The organism is Paenibacillus doosanensis (genome assembly GCF_025060755.1).
Taxonomy (GTDB): domain Bacteria; phylum Bacillota; class Bacilli; order Paenibacillales; family NBRC-103111; genus Paenibacillus_S; species Paenibacillus_S doosanensis.
In genome coordinates this window covers 17,361-37,259 of record NZ_JANYUY010000070.1, presented here as the reverse complement: position 1 = coordinate 37,259, position 19,899 = coordinate 17,361, and the positions used below count along the sequence as shown (strand labels likewise).

Annotated in this window: 15 protein-coding genes and 1 pseudogene; 2 read left to right on the top strand and 14 right to left on the bottom strand. The window is 56.3% G+C overall.

What is annotated here, in order from left to right; translation table 11 throughout:
* The 9 genes from N0M98_RS30460 to N0M98_RS30420 all read right to left on the bottom strand — a co-directional run.
* Positions 1-2,698 (bottom strand): transglycosylase domain-containing protein (locus N0M98_RS30460; RefSeq protein ID WP_259620126.1); only part of this gene is annotated, 2,698 nt, incomplete at its 3' end.
* A 328-nt stretch (positions 2,699-3,026) separates the two neighbouring features.
* Positions 3,027-3,263 carry an RNA chaperone Hfq gene (gene hfq, locus N0M98_RS30455; protein ID WP_259620129.1) on the bottom strand — a complete coding sequence of 79 codons (237 nt, stop codon included), beginning with the start codon at positions 3,261-3,263 and terminating at the stop codon, positions 3,027-3,029.
* Positions 3,264-3,274: 11 nt separating this feature from the next.
* Positions 3,275-4,246 carry a tRNA (adenosine(37)-N6)-dimethylallyltransferase MiaA gene (gene miaA, locus N0M98_RS30450; protein ID WP_259620128.1) on the bottom strand — a complete coding sequence of 324 codons (972 nt, stop codon included), beginning with the start codon at positions 4,244-4,246 and terminating at the stop codon, positions 3,275-3,277.
* The gene (locus N0M98_RS30445) at positions 4,240-5,037 is read right to left on the bottom strand and encodes a class I SAM-dependent methyltransferase (RefSeq protein ID WP_259620125.1); all 798 of its coding nucleotides are present in this window, start codon (positions 5,035-5,037) and stop codon (positions 4,240-4,242) included. The genes miaA and N0M98_RS30445 overlap by 7 nt, the downstream gene beginning before the upstream one ends.
* Positions 5,037-7,172 (bottom strand): DNA mismatch repair endonuclease MutL, encoded by a 2,136-nt coding sequence (mutL, locus tag N0M98_RS30440; protein WP_259620124.1) that lies wholly within the window; start codon positions 7,170-7,172, stop codon positions 5,037-5,039. The genes N0M98_RS30445 and mutL overlap by 1 nt, the downstream gene beginning before the upstream one ends.
* 73 nt (positions 7,173-7,245) lie before the next feature.
* The gene (locus N0M98_RS30435; protein ID WP_249863899.1) at positions 7,246-8,709 is read right to left on the bottom strand and encodes a S41 family peptidase; all 1,464 of its coding nucleotides are present in this window, start codon (positions 8,707-8,709) and stop codon (positions 7,246-7,248) included.
* Between the two features lie 30 nt (positions 8,710-8,739).
* Entirely contained in the window at positions 8,740-11,580 is a 2,841-nt protein-coding gene (gene mutS, locus N0M98_RS30430; RefSeq protein ID WP_259620123.1) for a DNA mismatch repair protein MutS, read from the bottom strand.
* A gap of 81 nt (positions 11,581-11,661) precedes the next feature.
* Positions 11,662-13,104, bottom strand: a complete 1,443-nt coding sequence (locus N0M98_RS30425; protein WP_259620127.1) for a putative amidoligase domain-containing protein — start codon at positions 13,102-13,104, stop codon at positions 11,662-11,664.
* Positions 13,105-13,245: 141 nt separating this feature from the next.
* Complete coding sequence (locus N0M98_RS30420) at positions 13,246-13,812, bottom strand: outer spore coat protein CotE (RefSeq protein WP_249863901.1); 567 nt, start codon at positions 13,810-13,812, stop codon at positions 13,246-13,248.
* A 179-nt stretch (positions 13,813-13,991) separates the two neighbouring features.
* Here N0M98_RS30420 and N0M98_RS30415 point away from each other — a divergent pair, with 179 nt between their 5' ends.
* The gene (locus N0M98_RS30415; protein WP_249863902.1) at positions 13,992-14,270 is read left to right on the top strand and encodes a hypothetical protein; all 279 of its coding nucleotides are present in this window, start codon (positions 13,992-13,994) and stop codon (positions 14,268-14,270) included.
* A gap of 54 nt (positions 14,271-14,324) precedes the next feature.
* A pseudogene (locus N0M98_RS30410) lies at positions 14,325-14,510 on the top strand (MFS transporter); the annotation flags it as partial.
* A gap of 174 nt (positions 14,511-14,684) precedes the next feature.
* Here N0M98_RS30410 and N0M98_RS30405 read toward each other — a convergent pair.
* From N0M98_RS30405 to N0M98_RS30385, 5 genes are all read right to left on the bottom strand, one after another.
* Positions 14,685-15,653: an aromatic acid exporter family protein gene (locus tag N0M98_RS30405; RefSeq protein WP_249863903.1), complete on the bottom strand. Its 969-nt coding sequence runs from the start codon at positions 15,651-15,653 to the stop codon at positions 14,685-14,687.
* A 239-nt stretch (positions 15,654-15,892) separates the two neighbouring features.
* Positions 15,893-16,663, bottom strand: a complete 771-nt coding sequence (locus tag N0M98_RS30400) for an ABC transporter permease (RefSeq protein WP_249866173.1) — start codon at positions 16,661-16,663, stop codon at positions 15,893-15,895.
* Positions 16,664-16,748: 85 nt separating this feature from the next.
* Positions 16,749-17,540, bottom strand: a complete 792-nt coding sequence (locus N0M98_RS30395; RefSeq protein ID WP_259620122.1) for an ABC transporter ATP-binding protein — start codon at positions 17,538-17,540, stop codon at positions 16,749-16,751.
* Positions 17,541-17,580: 40 nt separating this feature from the next.
* Positions 17,581-18,594, bottom strand: a complete 1,014-nt coding sequence (locus tag N0M98_RS30390; RefSeq protein WP_259620121.1) for an ABC transporter substrate-binding protein — start codon at positions 18,592-18,594, stop codon at positions 17,581-17,583.
* A 413-nt stretch (positions 18,595-19,007) separates the two neighbouring features.
* Positions 19,008-19,892 carry an ABC transporter ATP-binding protein gene (locus N0M98_RS30385; RefSeq protein ID WP_259620120.1) on the bottom strand — a complete coding sequence of 295 codons (885 nt, stop codon included), beginning with the start codon at positions 19,890-19,892 and terminating at the stop codon, positions 19,008-19,010.
* Positions 19,893-19,899: the final 7 nt, after the last annotated feature.

Genomic DNA, 19,899 nt, shown 5'->3' with positions numbered 1-19,899 from the left:
TGCCGCCTCCGGTACCGCCGCCCGGCGCGGTACCAGGGTCCGTCGTGCCGGCGCCGCTGCCGGCACCCGTGCTTCCGGTGCCGCTGCCTGCGGCACCGCCGTTGTTGCTGCCGCCGGGCTTGCTTTGCTGACCGCCCGGCTGAGAGCCGTTCGGGCTGCCTTGGCCTTGGCCCTGCTGACCGCCCGTACTGCCTTGGCCCGGCGCGCCGGCGCCGCCGTTGCCGCTGCTGCCGGCGCCCCCCGTCTGTCCCTGCTTGCCGCCTTGGCCTTGGCCCGGCTGACCATTCGTGCCGCCTCCGGAGCCCTGCTGGCCATTCTGGCCTTGACCGCCTTGCTGGCCGCCTGGGTTCTGCCCATTTTGGCCCTGTTGGCCCCCCTGACCGTTCTGACCGTTCTGACCGTTCTGGCCGTTCTGACCTGGCTGGCCGGGCGCGACACCGTCCGCGCCGCTGTCCGCCGGCACCGTGACGCTTGCCGCGTTCGACTGCGCGCCGGCCGTTCCGCTCTCCGTATTCAGCGGAACGACGACATACTGATACGTCGTTCCCGGCTTCACCGTAATATCCCTGACCTCGGTTACCGAAGTCGTCAGCATCGGTTCGGACGGAAAATCCTTATCCTTATCTTCCTTGCGGAAAATTTGATAGGAAATATTGTCGCCCGCGCTCGACCAGTTCAGCAGCACCGAACGGGTGTCCTTGACGTACTCCGCCTTCAAATCGGCGGCCGTCTTCGGCGGAGCGCCGAGTTCAGGCACATTATCCGGCTTGGTGAACTGCGTCATCGGTTTGTTGGCCAGCGCTTTCTGCATCACTTCTTTGAAGATGACAGCCGGCGCTCCGCTGCTCATCGTAACGTAATGCTTGGCGTCCGCTTTGTCGAAGCCGATCCATACGGCCGCGCTCCACTCCGGCGTATAGCCGGTAAACCACAGGTCGCGGTTGTATTTTTCCAAGCCCTTGATGACGTTCTGCGTCGAGCCCGTCTTGCCCGCTACAGGGCGTTCGAAGCTCGCGGCCGCGCCCGTACCTCCAGGTCCGACGACCGCTTCCATCAGCTGTGTCATATAATAAGCCGTCTTCGGACTCATGACCGATTTGCGTTCCTGCTTGAACGCATATAATTCCTGCCCTTTGTCGTCCAAAATCTTCGTAATCGCATGGGCTTTGTTCAAATACCCGTTGTTGGCAAAAGCGGCATAGGCCGTCGCCATTTGCAGCGGAGTCGCCCCATTGGTCAGCCCCCCGAGCGCGATCGCCAAGTTCCGGTCCTTGACCGGATCGAGCGGAATGCCCATATTAATCGCGAAATCCATTCCTTTTTTGACCGTAATTTCATTCAGCAGCCAAATCGCCGGCGCATTAATCGAACGCTTGACGGCATCGAACATGGTCACCTGCCCTTGGTATACGCCGTCATAATTTCGCGGCGAGTATCCGCTATAGGATACTTGCTTATCCTGCAGCATACTGTAAGGCGTATATTTGCCGCTCTCGATAGCCGGAGCGTACACTACGATAGGCTTGATCGAGGAGCCGGGCTGCTGCGGAATCGTCGCCCGGTCTAAGCCGCGGGCCACATAATCCCGTCCGCCGATAATCCCGATCAGACCGCCGTCTTCATTGTTAACAATCGCCATGGCGCCCTGCATCTTTTGCTCGGGACCGTCCTTTTGGAAAAACTTGTCGTTCGCAAACGTCTGCTCCATCACTTTTTGCGCGGTGGCGTCCATCGTCGTATAAATTTTGTAGCCGTTCGTCAGCACATCGTCTTCGGACAAGCCGTACATGTCGTTCGCTTCTTCAAGAACATAATCGAGATAAGTCAAGTAATCGTTAGAGCTTGTCTTCGGCACCTCGGGCGGCGTATATTCTACGGCTTCCGCCTCAAGGCGTTCCGCTTCGGTAATATATCCCTGATCCTGCATCAGCCTTAGAACGACGCTGCGGCGCTCCTTGGATTTCTCCGGGTTCGAGATCGGGTTATACGTGCTCGGCGCCTTCGGTATCGCTGCGAGCGTGGCCATCTGCCACAGCTTCAGCTTGCTTAGATCGGATACGTTAAAATATTTTTTGGCGGCCACCTTGATCCCGAAGGAACGGTTGCCGAAAAAGATCCGGTTCATATACATCGTCAAAATTTCATCTTTGGAATAATTGTTCTCCAACGCCACCGCGATCGACATTTCGGTCGCTTTGCGGAAGAACGTCTTATCCGCCGTCAAAAAGACGTTTTTGGCGAGCTGCTGCGTAATCGTGCTGCCGCCTTCGACGGCGCTGCGGGCGACGACGTCCTTCACCAGCGCGCGCCCGATCCCGAGAAAGTCGATTCCCGAGTGCTGGCCGAATCGCCGGTCCTCCGTCGCGATGAAAGCTTCCTTCAGCTTTTGCGGAATTTCCTCCGGCTTGACGATTTCCCGGTTCTCCTTCATCAGGGTCGCCACTTCGCTGCCGGAATTGTCGTAAATATGCGAAGCTTCGTCCATATCCAGCTTGTTGATGTTTTCCTTGAGCAGCTTTTCGCCGTTAATAATGATGAAAATATAGACGCCTAATGCGCATATCAAGGCCAGGACCGCTGCGATGAACGTAAACATGAACGCTTTGCCTGCGCTGAATTTGCTTTTTTTCTTCTTGGTCTTCGTCTTTGCTTTCGGTTTTCCTGTGCTTTTGGAAGGCGATTTTTTTTCAGTAGGCATTCTCTCTGTCACCTCTTACTCTCTTAAGTCCGGTAGATTCTCGCCGGCTGCGAAAACCAATTTCCCCACCGGTCTTCTACAAACTTACGTTACAAACGGATGCCGGTTTCAAGCGCGCCATCCGGGTCGCTTCTCTAACGCTGTCCGATCTCCTCCGGGCGACCGGTTCGGCATCGATCGATTGACATTAGGAAATATCCCTTGCTCGCGCGCTAACGAAAAGAACAACCCTAAGGGATCGGGTTGCTCTTATGGACGTTATGAAATTAGACGGTATGTTGAGCGAAAATGTTGCACTTCCTCTTCGTCCCGCCATCCATGACTCGGTTTAGCCTTCGCTGTTGTCTTGCATAAGCGAAACGGAACGCTGCGGCTTAAAGGTCGAAATCGCATGCTTGTATACCATTTGCTGACGGCCTTCGCTATCGATGATAATCGTGAAATTATCGAACGCACGGATGACTCCGCGGATTTGAAACCCATTGGTCAGATAGACGGTTACCGGGATGTTTTCCTTGCGCAGCTGGTTCAAAAATGTGTCCTGAATGTTAATCGATTTGTTCATCATGGGCCCCCTCAAATAAATTGACGTTCGATTTTTAGCTTATCTGCTATTATAGCATGAATCTGTTCCAAGTGGGCAGAAAAATTTTCCATATTGGTGACGTCCACCCACTCGATATCTTTCATGTGGCGAAACCACGAAAGCTGGCGCTTGGCAAAGTGGCGCGTATCCCGCTTCAGCAGAACCACCGCTTCCTCCAGCGATACTCCGCCTTCCAAATACGCGAGAATCTCCTTGTAACCGAGCCCCTGCATCGAGATGTGCTGCCGTCCGTAGCCATGCTCTTGCAGCTTGCGGACCTCGTCTACGAGTCCCTGTTCCATCATCAGATCAATTCGCTCTTCAATACGTTTATATAGTAAAGCTCTGTCCATTGTCAACCCGATGATACACAGTTCGTAAGGCGATTGTTTTTTCTGTACCTTCAGCTGCTCGGAAAGCCGTTCTCCGGTCAGATGAAAAATTTCCAGGGCGCGGATAATGCGCCGCTGATCGTTGGCATGAAGCCGCAGCGCCGATTCCGGGTCCACCTCCCGAAGCCTCTCCAGGAGCGCCTCGTTGCCGTGCGCTTCGGCGTACAGCCGCTGCGCCTCGCGAAACTCCTCATCCGACCCGCTCTCGCTGAACTGATAATCATAGCAGACGGATTCCACATAGAGTCCGGTGCCGCCGACGATAAAAGGAAGCTTCCCCCGCGCGTGAATGCCGGCGATCTTCTCCCGCGCTTTTTCCTGAAACTCGGCTGCGGAAAACGGGTGATCCGGTTCGTGAATATCGATCAGATGGTGCGGGACCAGTTCCCGCTCCTGCGAAGTAGCCTTGGCCGTGCCGATATCCATTCCCCGGTACACCTGCATGGAATCGCCGGAGATAATCTCCGCCCCGTATTCCGCCGCCAGCCTTAGGCTGAGCTTCGTCTTGCCTACCGCGGTCGGTCCGACAAGCACGAGCAGCCCGGGCTTATTCAAAGCCTGTGTCACAATCGTATCACTCCGTACGCAATTTTCGATGTTGAGCGGTGTAACTCCGCAAAGCCCAGCCGGGCAAATTCCCCGCTGTCCCGATGCTCCTTCATCACAACGGCTCTGCGCGCCGCCCGCCGGGCCTCATGGACCGCTTCCTCCGTGAGCGCCCGCGCGTCCGCCAGCTGCCGTATCGAACGGATCGAGTTGGATTCGTGAATCGGCTTGCGGAACATCGGGTCAAAATAAACGACGTCAAACGATTTCGCATCCTGGCGTCTTAAAAAATCAAGATGCTCCTCGTGCAGCACGCGGATGCGTCTCATGGCGTCCGTCATGCCCGGTATATCGGATACGTACTCGCCGAGTCCTTGTTGAAGCAGCAAAAACGGCAGCGGACTGCTCTCCAAAGCGGTCACCTGCCCGGATTGCCCCGCAGCGAAGGACAGCGTAACCGCATCCGAGCCAAGCCCGGCGGTGCAGTCCAAAATCCGGTCTCCGGGGCGGACGCCGGCCATTTCCAGCAGCGTATCCGACTCCCCGTTCAGCAGTCGCTTGACGCGAATGGCGGCCGTGCTCGGATGAAAAAACAAAGCAGGCTGCTGTTCATGATAATACTCTATTCGCTCTCTGGTTACAAGCAGGATATCCGGATCGTCGTAGGTCAAACAGAGCTGAGCCAGCGATATTCGCGCCCGCCGGACCCGGCGCACGTTTCCTTGCCCCCCCTTAAGCTCCTTGATTTGCGCCGCCAGGCGATCGGCAAGCTCCAGCTGCTCCCGCTGCGGATCATAAGAAGTCGTAATCAGCATTACATCACCCGCTTAAACATTTTTTCCAGCTCATAGGTGGAGAAGCTGATGACGATCGGACGGCCGTGAGGGCATGTATAAGGATTCCTGCAGGCGGCCAGCCTGTCGAGAAGCCCTTCGATTTCCAGCGTGCTGAGACTTTGATTCGCTTTGATCGACGCTTTGCAGGAACACATAATGGCGGCCTTCTCGCGAAGCTTGCCGAGATCGATGGTTTTGCGTTCGGAGAGAAGCCACTCCGTCATTTCCTCCACAAGAGCGCGTTCGTCCCCGGCGGGAAACCAGTGCGGGTATGCCCTCACCAAATAAGCATTGCCGCCGAACGGCTCCATATATACTCCCGCCTGTTCAAGCATCTGAACCTTTTCTTTGAGCCGCTCGGCCTCGGAAGGGGTAAATTCCAGTGTAATCGGCATCAGCAGCTCCTGGCTCGCCTCCGCAGGCTTGCCGAACTTCTCGTAATAATATTCGTAATTGATCCGCTCATGCGCCGCATGCTGATCGATCAAAAACAACCCTTCTTCATTTTGCGCCACGATATACGTTCCGTGCATTTGCCCGATCGGAAACAGCTTCGGAAACTCAGGCAGCGCGGGAGTCTCCTGCTCGCCGCCGGTCATAGCCTTCAGCAGAGCGGCGCTGGACGCGGCTTGCTCCCGCGCGTTCTGCTCCCGCTGCCGATAATCCGACGGCGCAGACTCTTGTCTTCCCGCAGCCGCATTTCTCACCGAGCCAGCCGGGGCCGGGCTTATCCGCGAAGTTTCGCCGGGCTCGCCGCGTCCGTAAGCGCCCCGTTCGGCCGGGGCTTCCGGGTAGCCTCTCCCTGCTGCAGAGCCGCTATCGGCGCGGCCGGCCGCTCCGCCTCCGTAAGACTCCCGTTCCGCGGCAGAGCCGCCGAATCGGCCTGAAGCCTCTTCTCTGTCGCGGGGAGAATGCGGCCTGCTCCACTCTTGGACGGCACCCGCGTCCGGCGAAGCCGGAGACGAACTCAAGCTCTCTCTCAGCTTCCAGCCGGAGGCATTCGGCTCCGTCCCGGGCGCGGAGGGCGGCGCTGCAGGCGCAGCCGAAGGCCTGTACAGCTCCATTTGCTCCTGCACCACCGCTTCTTTCTTCGGTTTGACCGCCGACGCCGCGGACGGAATCAGCACCTGCTGATTCAACAGCTGCTTCACCTCCCGCTCGACGAATTGAATCAGCTCCTGCTCCTTGCTGAAGCGCACCTCCAGCTTGGCCGGGTGAACGTTGACGTCGACGAGCGTCGGATCGGTCTCGATGTGAAACGCCGCAATCGGATAGCGGTTGATCGGAAGCAGCGTATGATAGCCCTGCAGCAATGCGTGGATAAGCGTATAGTTGCGGATATACCGGCCGTTGATGATCGTCGAAATGCCGTTCCGGTTCGCTCGCGTCGTCTCCGGCTTGCCTATATAACCGCGGATCGTGTAGTCCAGATGCTCGCCTTCGATGCGCAGCATATTTTTGGCGACGGCTGTGCCGTAGATCGCTGCGATCACCTGCAGCATATCCCCGTTGCCCAGCGTCTGGATCAGTTGGCTGCCGTTATGCTTCAGCGTAAAGGCGATTTCCGGATGGGCCAGACTGAGACGATAGATGAAATCCGATACATGGCCGAGCTCGGTTTGCACCGTCTTCATATATTTCAAACGGGCCGGCGTATTATAGAACAGCTCCCGGATTTGAATATCGCTTCCGCGTGAGGCCGCCGTCTCCTCCAGCGTTTTAATCGTCCCGCCCTCGATGACGAGCCGGTGCCCGAGACCGTTCTCCTCCGTCGATGTTACGCAGGTTACTTTGGATACGGCGGCGATACTGGGCAAAGCCTCGCCCCGAAATCCGAGCGTGCGAATCGCGAAGAGGTCTTGGCTGCTGGCGATTTTGCTTGTGGCATGACGGAAAAAAGCGACCTCGCAATCGTCCTTCTCCATCCCGGAGCCGTTATCGCTGACGCGGATTAGTTCGAGTCCGCCTTCTTCGATGGTCACATCGATCCGGGTACTGCCCGCATCAATGGCATTTTCTACCAATTCCTTAACGACGGAAGACGGCCGTTCGACCACTTCCCCCGCTGCGATCTGGTTAGCGATATGCTCGTCCAAAATTTTAATTTTGCCCATATAGCCATTACTCCTTAAATAACCCGCAAAATGGGGCCTAGACTTGGAAGCTGATTCAAAAAGCTAAGTCTCGTTACTCCCCGCTGCTTTTCGTCGCGTTCAAATCTACCTTATCGCCGCTATCGGTGTAGTCGAGCTGCGGGAAATATTGTTTGAAGCGTTCGGCGTTCAAATAACTCGATCCGTTTTGGAGCAGCAGGCTGCCGTCGGATGCAGCGAACGTATGAGTCTCTCCGTTAGCCGTAATATCTACGGATTGAGCGGCCGCATTCCATTGGACGGTACCCGCAAGCAAAGAGCTCAGCACCCGGGACGGAACGTACAGCTGCCCGTCGTTGCGAACGACGTCGAACAAATCCTCTACGGGAATCTGATTGATCGATACGCCGCGTCTGTTAAGCTCGACGCTGATTGTATTCACGCCGGCCTGCTGCAGCGCCGTAACCAGCTGCGGCACCTCGCCGTCGACATCGATGTCGGGCTTCAGACCGACTTTATTGACCTTGCGCAGCTTAGGCGTCAAGTACTCTTCTATCGTCACTTTCAGCGCGCCGCCGTTTGAGAGCGGGAACAACGTTTGCACGCTTCCTTTGCCGAACGTGTTGCGGCCGATCACCTTCGATACGACGTTGTAATCTTGAAGCGCTCCGGTCAACACCTCGGATGCGCTGGCGCTGTTTTCGTTGACGAGAATGTATAGAGGGAAAGGCTGCGTCGTGCCGCCCGAAAACTTCACCGGCTCGTCCACATTGTTCTTGTCTTTCGTATGGATCAGGATGCCTTCCTTGACGAACAGCTTGGCCATATTTTGCGCCGTATCCACAAGCCCGCCCGGATTATCGCGCAGGTCGAGGACGAGACTGGTCAGCCCCTGCTGTTTCAATTCGCCTAGCTGTGCCGCCGTCTGCTCGTCGGCTTCGCTGGAAAATCCGCTGACCCGGATATAGCCTACGCCCTGATCGAACATTTTGTGGGTCACGACGGGCACCTGAATCGTTTGTCTGGTCATGTCGAGGTCGATATTCTGCTGATTGCGCTCAACCGTTATCGAAACCTTGGAGCCTTCGGGACCCATGATTTTATCGGTAACTTCATCGAGCTTCTTCCCTTCCGTCGACACTCCGTCGACAGCGGCGATCCGGTCGCCGGGAAGCATTCCGGCCGTTTTCGCCGGACCGTCGAACACTTCGGTGACATAAGCGTTATTATCTTCGGACCGGACTTTAATGCCGATTCCGACATAATTATTTTCCAATGCGTTGTTGAACTGCTTCAATTGGTCGGCCGTAAAATAGACCGTGTACGGATCGTTCAACGATTCGACCATCGATTCGATGGCGATATCCGACAGATTGGTCCTGTTCGGAGCGCTGACGTGATTTTTCTCCAGCAAATTCAGTACTTCTTTGATTCGGGACGAATCGGCATCCGTTTGTTCGGCGGCAAAGACGGAGGAAGCGGCCGGGAATAACAGCGTGAGAGATAATAATGCGGTAGCGGTGCGCCGACCTAAAGTACGGTAGCCGTTCGGTTTCATAAGAGATTCATCCTTTCGCTTTTAACAACGTTAAGATAATTGCTTTTTCAAGTCGAATAAAAAGTTCATCGCCATCATCGGCGTCATATTCATCAAATCGGCCGATTTCAGCTGTTCGGCCAGCTGCTCCAGCTTCGGATCGGATTTTTTCTTCGTGCGCTCCGGCGCGGCCGCGGTTTCCTGGAACAGGCTGAGCTGAACGTAGCCGCTCTCCTTCACCTGCTCCGGCTGCTGCTGCGGGTCCTTAACGGCCGCGGCAGCGAATGGCGCGGGTGCCGCCGTCTCCGGCTCCGCCGTCATAGCCATAAGCTCCGCCGCTGCAGCTCCGGCATCCGGCATCGCTGCATCCGCCGCAAGCGGCAGCTCGGTCCGGTTCGGCATCTGCGCCTCCTGCAAAGCGGAAGGCTTGTCCGAAGGCGGCGCCCCTATGCCGGCCGCCGCCTCGCTCTCGCCTTGAAGCAGCTCGGCGCGCGCTTCGAACGCGTGCAGCAGCTCGTACGAGCGGTCGATAATCCCGCCCGGCAAACCGGCGATCTGCGCGCAATAGATACCGTAGCTCGTGCTCGCCGCGCCCGGAATCAGCTTGCGCAGAAACGTAACCTGACGGCCGCTCTCCTTGACCGCCATGCAATAATTGCGCAGCCCGGCGAGCGTTTCTTCCAAATGCGCCAGCTCGTGAAAATGGGTCGAGACGAGCGTCTTACAGCCGATCTTGTCATGCAAAAATTCGATGACCGCCTGGGCGATCGCCATTCCTTCGCCGGTCGAGGTGCCGCGCCCCAGCTCGTCGATAATGACCAGGCTTCGGGCGGTCGCCTTCTCCGTCATGACCTGGATGTCCATCATCTCGACCATGAACGTGCTTTGGCCGCCGATCAAGTCGTCGGCAGCGCCGATCCGGGTGAAGATCCGGTCCAGAATCGGAACCTTGGCGGACTGCGCCGGAACGAAGCAGCCGATCTGAGCCATCAGGCAGATGATCGCCACCTGGCGCATATACGTGCTTTTCCCGGCCATGTTCGGGCCTGTGATCAGCATCATGCTGCCGTCTTCTCTGCTCAGCCGCGTATGATTCGCGATGAAGAAGCCGTCCTGCATGACGGCTTCGACGACGGGATGGCGGCCTTCGTCCACCCGCAGCTCGAAATCGTCCCCTATCGCCGGCTTCGTATACCGGTTAGCCGTGCTGACGGCGGCCAGCGACTGGTACACGTCCATCGTGGCAATCAGCTCGGCCAGCTGCTGCAGCCTGGATATATGGGCGGACAGCTTCTCCCTGAGCTGCATGAACAGCTCGTATTCCAGATCGACCATCTTCTCCTGGGCTTCGAGGATCAGTCCTTCCTTCTCCTTCAGCTCCGGCGTAACGAACCGCTCGGCGTTGGCCAGCGTCTGCTTCCGTTCGTAACGGCCTTCCTCCAGCGAAGGAAGATTCGCTTTGGTCACTTCAATGTAATAGCCGAATACTTTGTTGTAGCCGATCTTCAGCGACTTCACGCCGGTCCGCTCGCGCTCCTGCTTCTCCAGCTCGGCAATCCACTGCTTGCCGTTCGTGCTGGCTTCGCGCAGCTGATCGAGATAGGCGTGATAGCCCGCCTTGATCATGCCGCCGTCGCGAATCGAGACGGGCGGCTCGTCCTGGATGGCGGTGTCGATCCACGCCATCACGTCCTGGCACGGGTCGATCCGTGCCGTAAGCTTCGCCAGCGTCCCGGAGCCCGACGCTTCGCCGATCTGCTTCAGCAGAGGCACCTGCCGAAGCGATGCCTTGAGCGCGACGAGATCGCGCGCATTGGCGTTGCCGTAAGCGATGCGCGCCACCAGGCGCTCGAGGTCGTAAACCTCCTTGAGCGCCTGCTTCAGCTCATCGCGGACGATCAGCTGATGGTACAACCGTTCCACCGCCTCCAAACGCTCGCGGATCGCCGTTTCGCTCATCAGCGGCTTCTCGATCCAGCGGCGCAGCAGACGGCCGCCCATCGCGGTGACCGTCTTGTCCAGCAGCCACAAGAGCGAGCCTTTCTTCGACCGGTCGCGCACCGTTTCCACAAGCTCCAGATTGCGCCGTGTGAACGGGTCCATAATCATATACTGGTTCTGCTCGTAAACCCGAATATGCTTGATATGAGCAAGAGACCGCTTTTGCGTCTCCTGCAAATAAGTCATCAGCTGCCGCACGCAGGCTTTCGCTTCGGCGGGCAGCGCCGCCAGCTCCGCTTCTGCGAAATAGTCCTCCAAGGAAACCGCCGTATGTATAGTCGACGCGGACCGCGGGGTCATAACGACAGAGCTGGCCCACCCGGCCGGGTTATTGTCGCGCAGCTTCTGAAGCAGTTCGGCCGATCCCAGCAGCTCCGACGGATGATACACATTCATCTCGTCGGTCACAAGCGTAATCGTCCCTTCAAGACGCGTTACGAACAGCTCGCCCGTGGAGATGTCGCAGGCCGCGAAGCCGAAGCAGCCTTCCTGCTCTTCCGTCACGGAAACCATATAATTGTTGCTCGTCTCGCCGAGCGATCGCGCATCCATGACCGTACCCGGCGTCACAATGCGGACGATTTCCCGCCTGACGACCCCCTTGGCTTGCGACGGGTCCTCGACCTGCTCGCAAATCGCAACCTTATACCCTTTTTCTATCAGCCGGGCAATATAGTTATCCGCGGAATGGTACGGAATGCCGCACATCGGAATGCGCTCCTCGGCGCCTCCCTCCCGCCCGGTCAGCGTAATCTCCAGTTCGCGCGCGGCGTTCACCGCATCTTCAAAAAACATTTCATAGAAATCGCCCAAGCGAAAAAATAAAAAAGCGTCCTGCACCTCCGCCTTAATGGCGAGGTATTGCTCGATCATAGGAGTGTATTTGGCCATGCTTGTTCCTCCATGCTTTCCTGCGTACTATTGCGATAAAACGGGCGCATTTCGCCATTCTATCTATTCTCTGCTATTATATCACGAATTCATAGAGGATGGCTCTTTTCTATGAAAAGGCCCGATTTTCCACTTGCGGCGAATATCCTCCTGCTCGTTCCAGCCTTTCATTTGCAGCAGCATCGTTTTGAGCGGAGTCAAATAAGCTTCATGCTTGCGAAAGCCCGGCAGCTTTACCATATCGCTCCACAAACCGGGAATGAGCGGACGTATTCTCGGCTTGTCGCCCGAATAGTAAGCCTGCTGGATGTTCGGTTCGCCGAGCGGCCTTGCCGGAAGCAGACGGTGGTGATCGGCAATCAGCTTAGCCAGCGCGAGCACTCCTCTGGCCACCGTCGGGGAAGTCATCCAGCTGGGCAGTACGCGATACTCGAACCCGCCGTGCCGCTGCCTTCGGAAATCGCCGAGAAAGCCGTATTTCGGCCTCCTCCCGCCAGTCGTCTCATCCTCCAGCAGGACGAGCGGCAGCGCCAAATAATTGTCGAGCGTGCGCAGCAGCTCCGCGCTCAGCCGGACGCCGCTGAAATGAATATGCCCGCCGAGCGGGAACCCTTTCACGGGCATCCCTCCCGCAACCCATTCCAGCGTGCCGTCCGTAATGCTGCGGGAGGCAAGCTGCATCGTGCGGTGCAGATTGATCATCATCTGCCGCACCTCTCTGCTCGGCTCGGGACGAAGCTCGGCCAGCGGATAAATTTTGCGGAAGCTCGGCAGCACAATCGCATCGCAGCCGACCGGTCCGTCCTTCTCCAGAAAGTCGGACGCGAAGATCACCTTGCCGCGCTCGTTGAGGAGCAGAAATTCCGGATCGGCTCCGAGCATCGCCTCCTGGAGAGGATGCTCCGCTTCCTCCTTAAGCTCCAGCGCCAACTTATGCATCGCGTCCGCGAACAGCTCGGCAAGCCGCTCATCCAGCTGCGGCACGGCGCCGACCTCCAGCACAGTGAGTTCCCCTCCCGGGCGCACGCCCACGCGTACGACGCCGTAATCGAGTCCCAGCGCGTAAATCGCCTTGACCGCCTCCCGCTTCGCTCGGATGGCGTGATAGGAAGGCGTCTCCGCCAATACCTCGACAAACCCGCTGTCCTCCTGCTTTTTCTGCAAAGGATGCGAGGTCCCGAAATAAACCCCGTGCGATTTCTGAAACAAAGCGAGCGCTTGGAGATGGAACACCGGAATAACGTACTCGTAGGTCCAGCGCGGCAGCTCTGCGCCGGTCTCCGGATTCATGCGGATGCCGTGCAGCTCCAGGCATTCCGCCGCTTTTCGGGGGTTTGCCGCGCGCAGCACGCTTTTGACGGGCTGAACCGACCTTCGGCCCGATTTTTCCGCATGAAAGCAGCCCCAATGGATGATGCAGGTCGGCTCCTGCGAGACGGGCAGCCTCGTTCCGTGCGGCAGCCGGATTTTATCCAGCAGCAGCTGCAGGGTCGGTTCGTTGGAATGGAGCAAAAAAACGCGCATCACGAGCTATCCCCCTTCGAAAAGAACAATGGATTCGGCTTCCGCAGAGCCTATTTTGGCGGCGGAAGGGCTTCGAAACAAAAAAGAGGGCTGACGCCCTCTGCCGAAATGAACTATAGCCACATATACTAAAAGCAGAAATCAGTTCAAATCGTCGTCTAAGAGATCCGGATCGAGATCCTCAAAGTCACCGTCATCGGCTTCGTCGAAATCAACCTGTTTGTCGTCGAAATCATCGCCGCCGTTAGGGTTCACCACAACCCAAATTTTGGTTTCCGCGATCATTTCCACTTTGAATTCGCGCTCCACGCGAATGACGACGCTGTCCCCGCTCGCAGATATGCTCGCTTCCACGCAGTTCGGTTCCTGTGTGGCTTGCGCCGCAACTTCAGCCGTTGACGGTCTGTGCTTCTTGTCGAGATAAGACAGTCCGACCGCCTCCACGTAAGAGATCGTTTCTTTCGCAACATCGGTTTTGGTATTTTTGTCGTAAGAATACCAAATGTTGATGTCATAAGTACCCACTACTTCCACGTGATCTCCCGACTTCACCGCATCATATTGGTTGTTGATAATCCAAGCACCCAAAATACTCGTCGGAGCATGAGGCGGAGTGACCGTGTTCGTTACTTGGGAAAATTTACGACCTTTGCCGCAGACAGCCTTCGTATAGATCTCTCTGTAATGCAAATCTTTATCTATTGACATCTTTTCAACCTCCTCCATACAATCATTCATTACAATTGTATGCAGGACATAGGCGAATGTTGATTAAACGGAAGTCCCCAAATAAATATTCTTTGTAAAAACAAATAGAACTTAGCCGATTTAGGTTCTACAATAGGATATGAACGTATAATCATCAATCTTTCCTGCAGGCGCTGCAGATGGAAGAACGCGATCGCCGGATTATACTGACCGAAGACAGGCAGATAGATGCCGTTGCCAGGCTAGTCGCTGCATTCGCCGCGATTGTTACCCCTCGGGCCATCGTTTTTTGCGATGATGAGGCGGACGAAGCGCTGTTGGCCAAGATCGCAGACAGGAGTACGGCGTACATACCTCGGGAACATATGCCCATGCTGATGATGAGCAATTGGAGACGGGATTACTTGACCGGCTTGCAGCATTTGGCGCTGAATCTGATGATTACGGAATGCTGCTAGAAGCAAAAAAACATGCGCATACAAAATAATCCTCTCTTGTGAAGGAGCTGCACAATGGCTACCGTATTTTGGGTTATTATCTATATGACATTTATTAGCCTTGGAATTCCGGATTCTCTGCCTGGATCGGCGTGGCCTGCAATTCGGCCCGACTTGGGCGGTTCATTCGGCTTCGCGGGGATCTTGTCCATGATTGTGGCTGGAGGAACTATCGTATCCCGTCTAGTAAGCGGCAGTTTAGCATATCCTTCTTCCCTTTCATTGCGCTTTCTTTCATTATATTGATGATGATCAGCGCAGAGAAAGTAAACCGTATTCTATACAAACGAAAGGAAGCCATTTTTCACAATGTCAATCATTAAGCAATAGGCATGTCCCCTGCGCGGCTTTTCGCTTTTATGTGCAGGGGACGGTTTATTTTTGCGCAGCGTATCCCACATTCTTTTGCTTTTTCGCCCGCTTGGCTACGGCCAGATACGCCCTCAGCTCCATGATGAGCTGCAGCAGCGCGGAGCGGATCTCGAACTCCTCCCGGCTCGCCGGCAGCGGCATCCGCTTATAGCCGGCGACAAGCGATTCCAGCGCCTGTTCGGCGCGTCCCGTATAATAATCTTCCTTGACATCCTCGCTCAAGCCTTCGAACACGGATGCGAGCCCTTCGCCGTGCGGCAGCGTCTGATATACCTGCGCAACCAGCTGCATCATCCGGTCAATAGAATCGAACTGCTGCTTGCGCATATAAAAGTAGGCGAACCAGGCGTTCTGCTCCTGGAGCAGCACATTTTCCTTCAGCCGCTGAGCTGCCTGCAGCCCTTGCCGGATCAAGCTTTGTGCCTCAAGCAGCTCGCTGCCGTCCCAAATATAGCTATCGTCTTTCAAATGACGGGCGATCTGCACGAAAATCTGCGAAAAACAGGACTCCAGCTTATTTTTCAGCTCCGTCAGCTGCTTGTCCTCCCGCGGCATATAAATAATGTTGATTAACGTAGCCGTGCCGAGGCCGATGAGCAGCAGCGCCACCTCGTTGAGCAGCAGCTGCGTCGATATGCTTTGCGCGGTAAATACGTGGAACATGACGACAGAGCCGGTCACCACGCCGTCCTTCAGCTGCAGCCGCGACAGCGCCGGATACAGAATCAGAATACATAAGCTGATCACCCATATATCGAAGCCGATGAGGCCAAACAGCAGCGCCGACAAAGCAAGACCGAGCAAGGAAGCCGCGATGCGTTGAAACGACGTTTTAAGTCCTCTCTTCTTCGTGACGTCGATGCCCAGGATGGCAAGCAGACCTGCGGACAACGGCGAATGAACGCCGAGCAGCTGAGCCGCCGTAATCGACGCCCAGACGGCGACGGCCGTTTTTATAATGCGGATTCCCATAAACGACCCCTTTCTGCAGCCGCTGAAAGCGTGGTGAAAACGTCCGCTGCGGTACTCATTTGATCTTCCAAAGGCGAGCGCTGACGCTTTTCCAGATTCAAAAGGCCACTCCGCTCTTTGTTCACTACGCGATAGTCCTGTCAGCTCTACGCAGCATGCTCTATTACAGCCGTATCCGGCGGCGGGACGGGTTCATGATCTTGCTCTATAGCCTCCCGTCTCCCGCCGTCCGCCTTCTTCTACTTCCGCTTGCTTCCTATCAGCTTGCCTTCCAGATAGGCGACGGCCTGATACATTAAGGTCGCCGCAATGGCAATCAGAATGACGCTGCCGATCACCAGCGTAAAGTTAAATACTTGAAAACCGTATATGATCAAGTAGCCCAGGCCTTCCTTGGAGACGAGAAATTCGCCGACGATCACGCCGACCCAAGACAGTCCGACGTTCACCTTCAACGTGGAGACGATCGTCGGGTACGAGGCGGGCAGTATGACGTTCTGAAATACTTTTCCCTTGGAGCCGCCGAATATGCGAATGACCTTCGTATAGTTCGGATCTACCTCTCGAAAGCTCATATATACCGTTAAAATCGTAATAATAACGGTCAGAGACAGCGTAGTTGCTATAATCGATAAAACCCCGGGCCCGAGCGCTACGATAAACAGCGGTCCGAGCGCCACCTTCGGCAGGCTGTTCATCACGACGATGTACGGATCGAGCACCCGGGATAAAAAGGGCGACCACCAGATCAGCGCGGCAACGGCCGTGCCGAGCAGCGTACCGAGCACGAATCCGGCGATCGTCTCCCACAGCGTCACGCCCAGATGAATCAGCAGCGAACCGTCCAGCAGCTTCGTATAAAGCAGTTCCCCGATCCGGCTGGGGAAGCTGAATAGCAGCGCGTCGATCCACTGCTTTCGTCCGGCCACTTCCCATAAAGAGAAAAAAGCAATGAGAATGGCCAACTGGACCAGCCTTACCTGCCAAGCAACCTTCCGTTCCCGGGACATAAACCGGGCATATTCGCGTTGTGTCAGCAGCCGTCTTGCCGATGCTTCCGAAGAGGCGGCCGCTCCCGGCGATCCGGGCTGCCGCTCATTCATGCCGATCTCCCCCTTTGGCTTCCATATCGTCGAATTGTCCCCACAACCGATGAAATAAATCGTGAAAACCCGCTTCCTCCCTCGCCTTCAGAGGCAGGGCGGCGCGAATGTTCCCGGGCACCTCCACCTCGGCGCGAATCCGCCCCGGGCGGGGCTGCAGCACGATAATCCGGTCGCTCATCGCGATGGCCTCCGTAATATCGTGAGTGACCAGAATCGCCGTCTTGCCGCGCGAGCGCAGCGTGACGGCGACGAGATCCTCAAGCTGCAGCTTCGTCTGATAATCGAGCGCGGAGAACGGCTCGTCGAGCAGCAGTATATCCGGTTCGGTCGCCAAGGTCCGCACCAGCGCCACGCGCTGGCGCATCCCGCCCGATAATTGCTGCGGGTAGCTGTCCGCGCAATCGGCCAGCCCCATATCGCTCAGCAGCTCCAGCACAAGCGGCTTATAAGCCGCTTCTTCCTTGCCTGTAAGCTCCAGTCCGATCGCCGCGTTCTCGTAGATGGTGCGCCACGGAAACAAATAATCCTGCTGCAGCATATAGCCGACCTTCGGCGTCGGCCTTTTGATCCGTTCCCCCGCTATAAGCACGGTGCCTTCCGTCGGAAGCAGCAGTCCGCTAATCAGCGAGAGCAGCGTCGTTTTGCCGCATCCGCTAGGACCGATCAAGCTGACAAACTCCCCCTGCTCCACACGCAGACTGATGTTCTCCAGCGCCAGCGTCGCGCCCCGGCCGTTCACGTACACATGAGACAGCTTCTGAAGATCCACAACGGTTTGCATTCGTATCCCCTCCTCCCGGACTCGCGGTCGGCCTTCCTCATTACTTCACCGTTTCCTTGGCTTTTTCGGCAAACTGATTGTTGACGAGCACCTTGTAATCCGCGCGCTGTTTCAGCTCTCCGGCCGATTCCATCACATCCTGCAGATTGTTCCATTCCTGTTCGTCGATCAATCCGTCCGTAGCGAACGAGCCTTGATCTTTGTAGCGTTTGACGACGCCTTTGACGACTTCCCTGTCGGTATCCTGGAAGAAGGACATTATCGCATCGGTAATCTCGTCGACGCTCGCGGTCTGCACCCAGTTTTGCGCCTTTTGAACGGCGTTCGAGAATTTCTGGATCGTTCCGCCGTTTTTGTCGATAAAGCTTTTTTTCGCCATAAAGACGGTGTATGGCAGCTTCCCGCTCTCTACGCCGAACGAGGCGATGACGTAGCCTTTGCCTTCCTTCTCGATAACCGTCGCCTGCGGTTCGAACAATTGAACGTATTCTCCCGTTCCGGAGGCGAACGCCGTCGGGATGTTGGCAAAGTCGACGTTCTGGATCAGGTCCAAATCTTTATGCGGATCGATGCCGTGCTTTTTCAGCGTGAATTCCCCCGCCATTTGCGGCATGCCGCCTTTGCGCTGTCCGAGAAACACTTTCCCCTTCAAGCTGTTCCAGTCGAATGCCCCGGTTTGCGGCTTGCGAGCCACAAGGAAGGTTCCGTCCGTTTGCGTCAGCTGCATGAAATTGATCACCGGATCGCCGCTTCCCTGCTGCTGTACGTAAATCGAAGTTTCCGAGCCGACCAGCGCCACGTCGATGCCTCCGGAGAGCAGCGTCGTCATCGTCTTATCTCCGCCCGAGGTCGTCGTCAAATCGATATCAAGCCCTTGTTCTTTGAAAAATCCTTTCGCTATCGCGACATATTCCGGAGCGTAGAAGATGGAACGCGTCACCTCGCCGATCCGCACCTTCGTCACTTCCTCCTTGCTCCCTTTGCCGCATGCCGTAAGCGTTAATGCCGCCGCAAGCAGTAAAGACAGCGCCAGACTCCATCGTTTCCTGTTCATAGGCAAGTCCCTCCACTCGTTTTCCTTAAGATGGGATAGTCTATGCATCAGCCCAGAGAAAGGTTCGGAACCGATACAGCGCCGGGTTGTCCATAGGCAAGAACAAATCCCCCCAAAGTGACGTGATGCTCCGAAGCTTATTCCGTCCGCATCCAGCCTAAGCCGGATCGGCGTCTAACCCTTCCTCTGGGTTCGTTCTATGGGTAGACTTTCCTTTCGGGGGAGACCACGGATTTCCACAGGATATGGCTGCGCATCATTTCCTAAACAACAAAAAAACGCCCGTTCGCTAATGAAGCGGACAGACGTTTCTAAATATGCAGCGATTGATGCGCGGCCTGCGTCGAGGTTAGGGTTTCCAATCGCCGCTGCAGCCCGATAGCCCGATGGATGAACGGCCGAAAGCAATGCCTTCAGGCCGTAGTAGGAATCCGGGACTGTCCCGTTCCTTGCCCGGGCTGGCCGGATTTCGCGCTGTCTTCGGATACGGCATTCTGCTCTCCCGGATCGATCGTGCGGCCCTTTCCGTACGGAATAATCAGCGGCGTTCCGTAGAAAGGATCTTTGAGCACCTGACAGTCGAGATCGAACACGGATTGGATCATCTCCTCGGTGACGATGTCCTCCGGCTTGCCTTGCGCCCAAACCGCCCCGTTCTTGACGGCGATCATGTTATGCGCGTAGCGGCAGGCGAGGTTAATATCGTGAAGCACCATCACGACGGTGCGGCTTTCCTTCTCGTTCAGCTCATAGAGCAAATCCAGCACCTCGATCTGGTGCGTCATATCCAAATAGGTGGTCGGTTCGTCTAGCAGCACCGTATCCGTATCCTGAGCCAGCGTCATCGCGATCCAGGCTCTTTGCCGCTGTCCGCCGGACAGCGCATCGACCGTACGTTCGGCAAACTCGGTCATACGCGTTTTGTCGAGCGCCGTGCGCACCATTCGCTCATCTTCTTCCGACCACTGCTGCAGCCAGCTTTGATACGGGTACCGCCCCTGCTTGACCAATTGAAGCACCGTAAGCCCTTCGGGAGCCGTCGGACCCTGCGGCAAAATCGCCAACCGCTTGGCAATTTCTTTCGTAGGAAGCTTGGATAGCTCATGTCCGTCAAGCACAATGGTCCCCTTCTGAGGATTCAGCAGACGGGCCAGCGAGCGCAGCAGCGTCGATTTACCGCAGCCGTTGCTGCCGATAAGCACCGTAATTTCTCCCTTTGGAATAGTTACGCTCAAGTCTTTGAATATAGGTACGGTTCCGTAGGATAAGCTTAAGCCCTTGGCTTCCATTGCGTACATCCGAAGT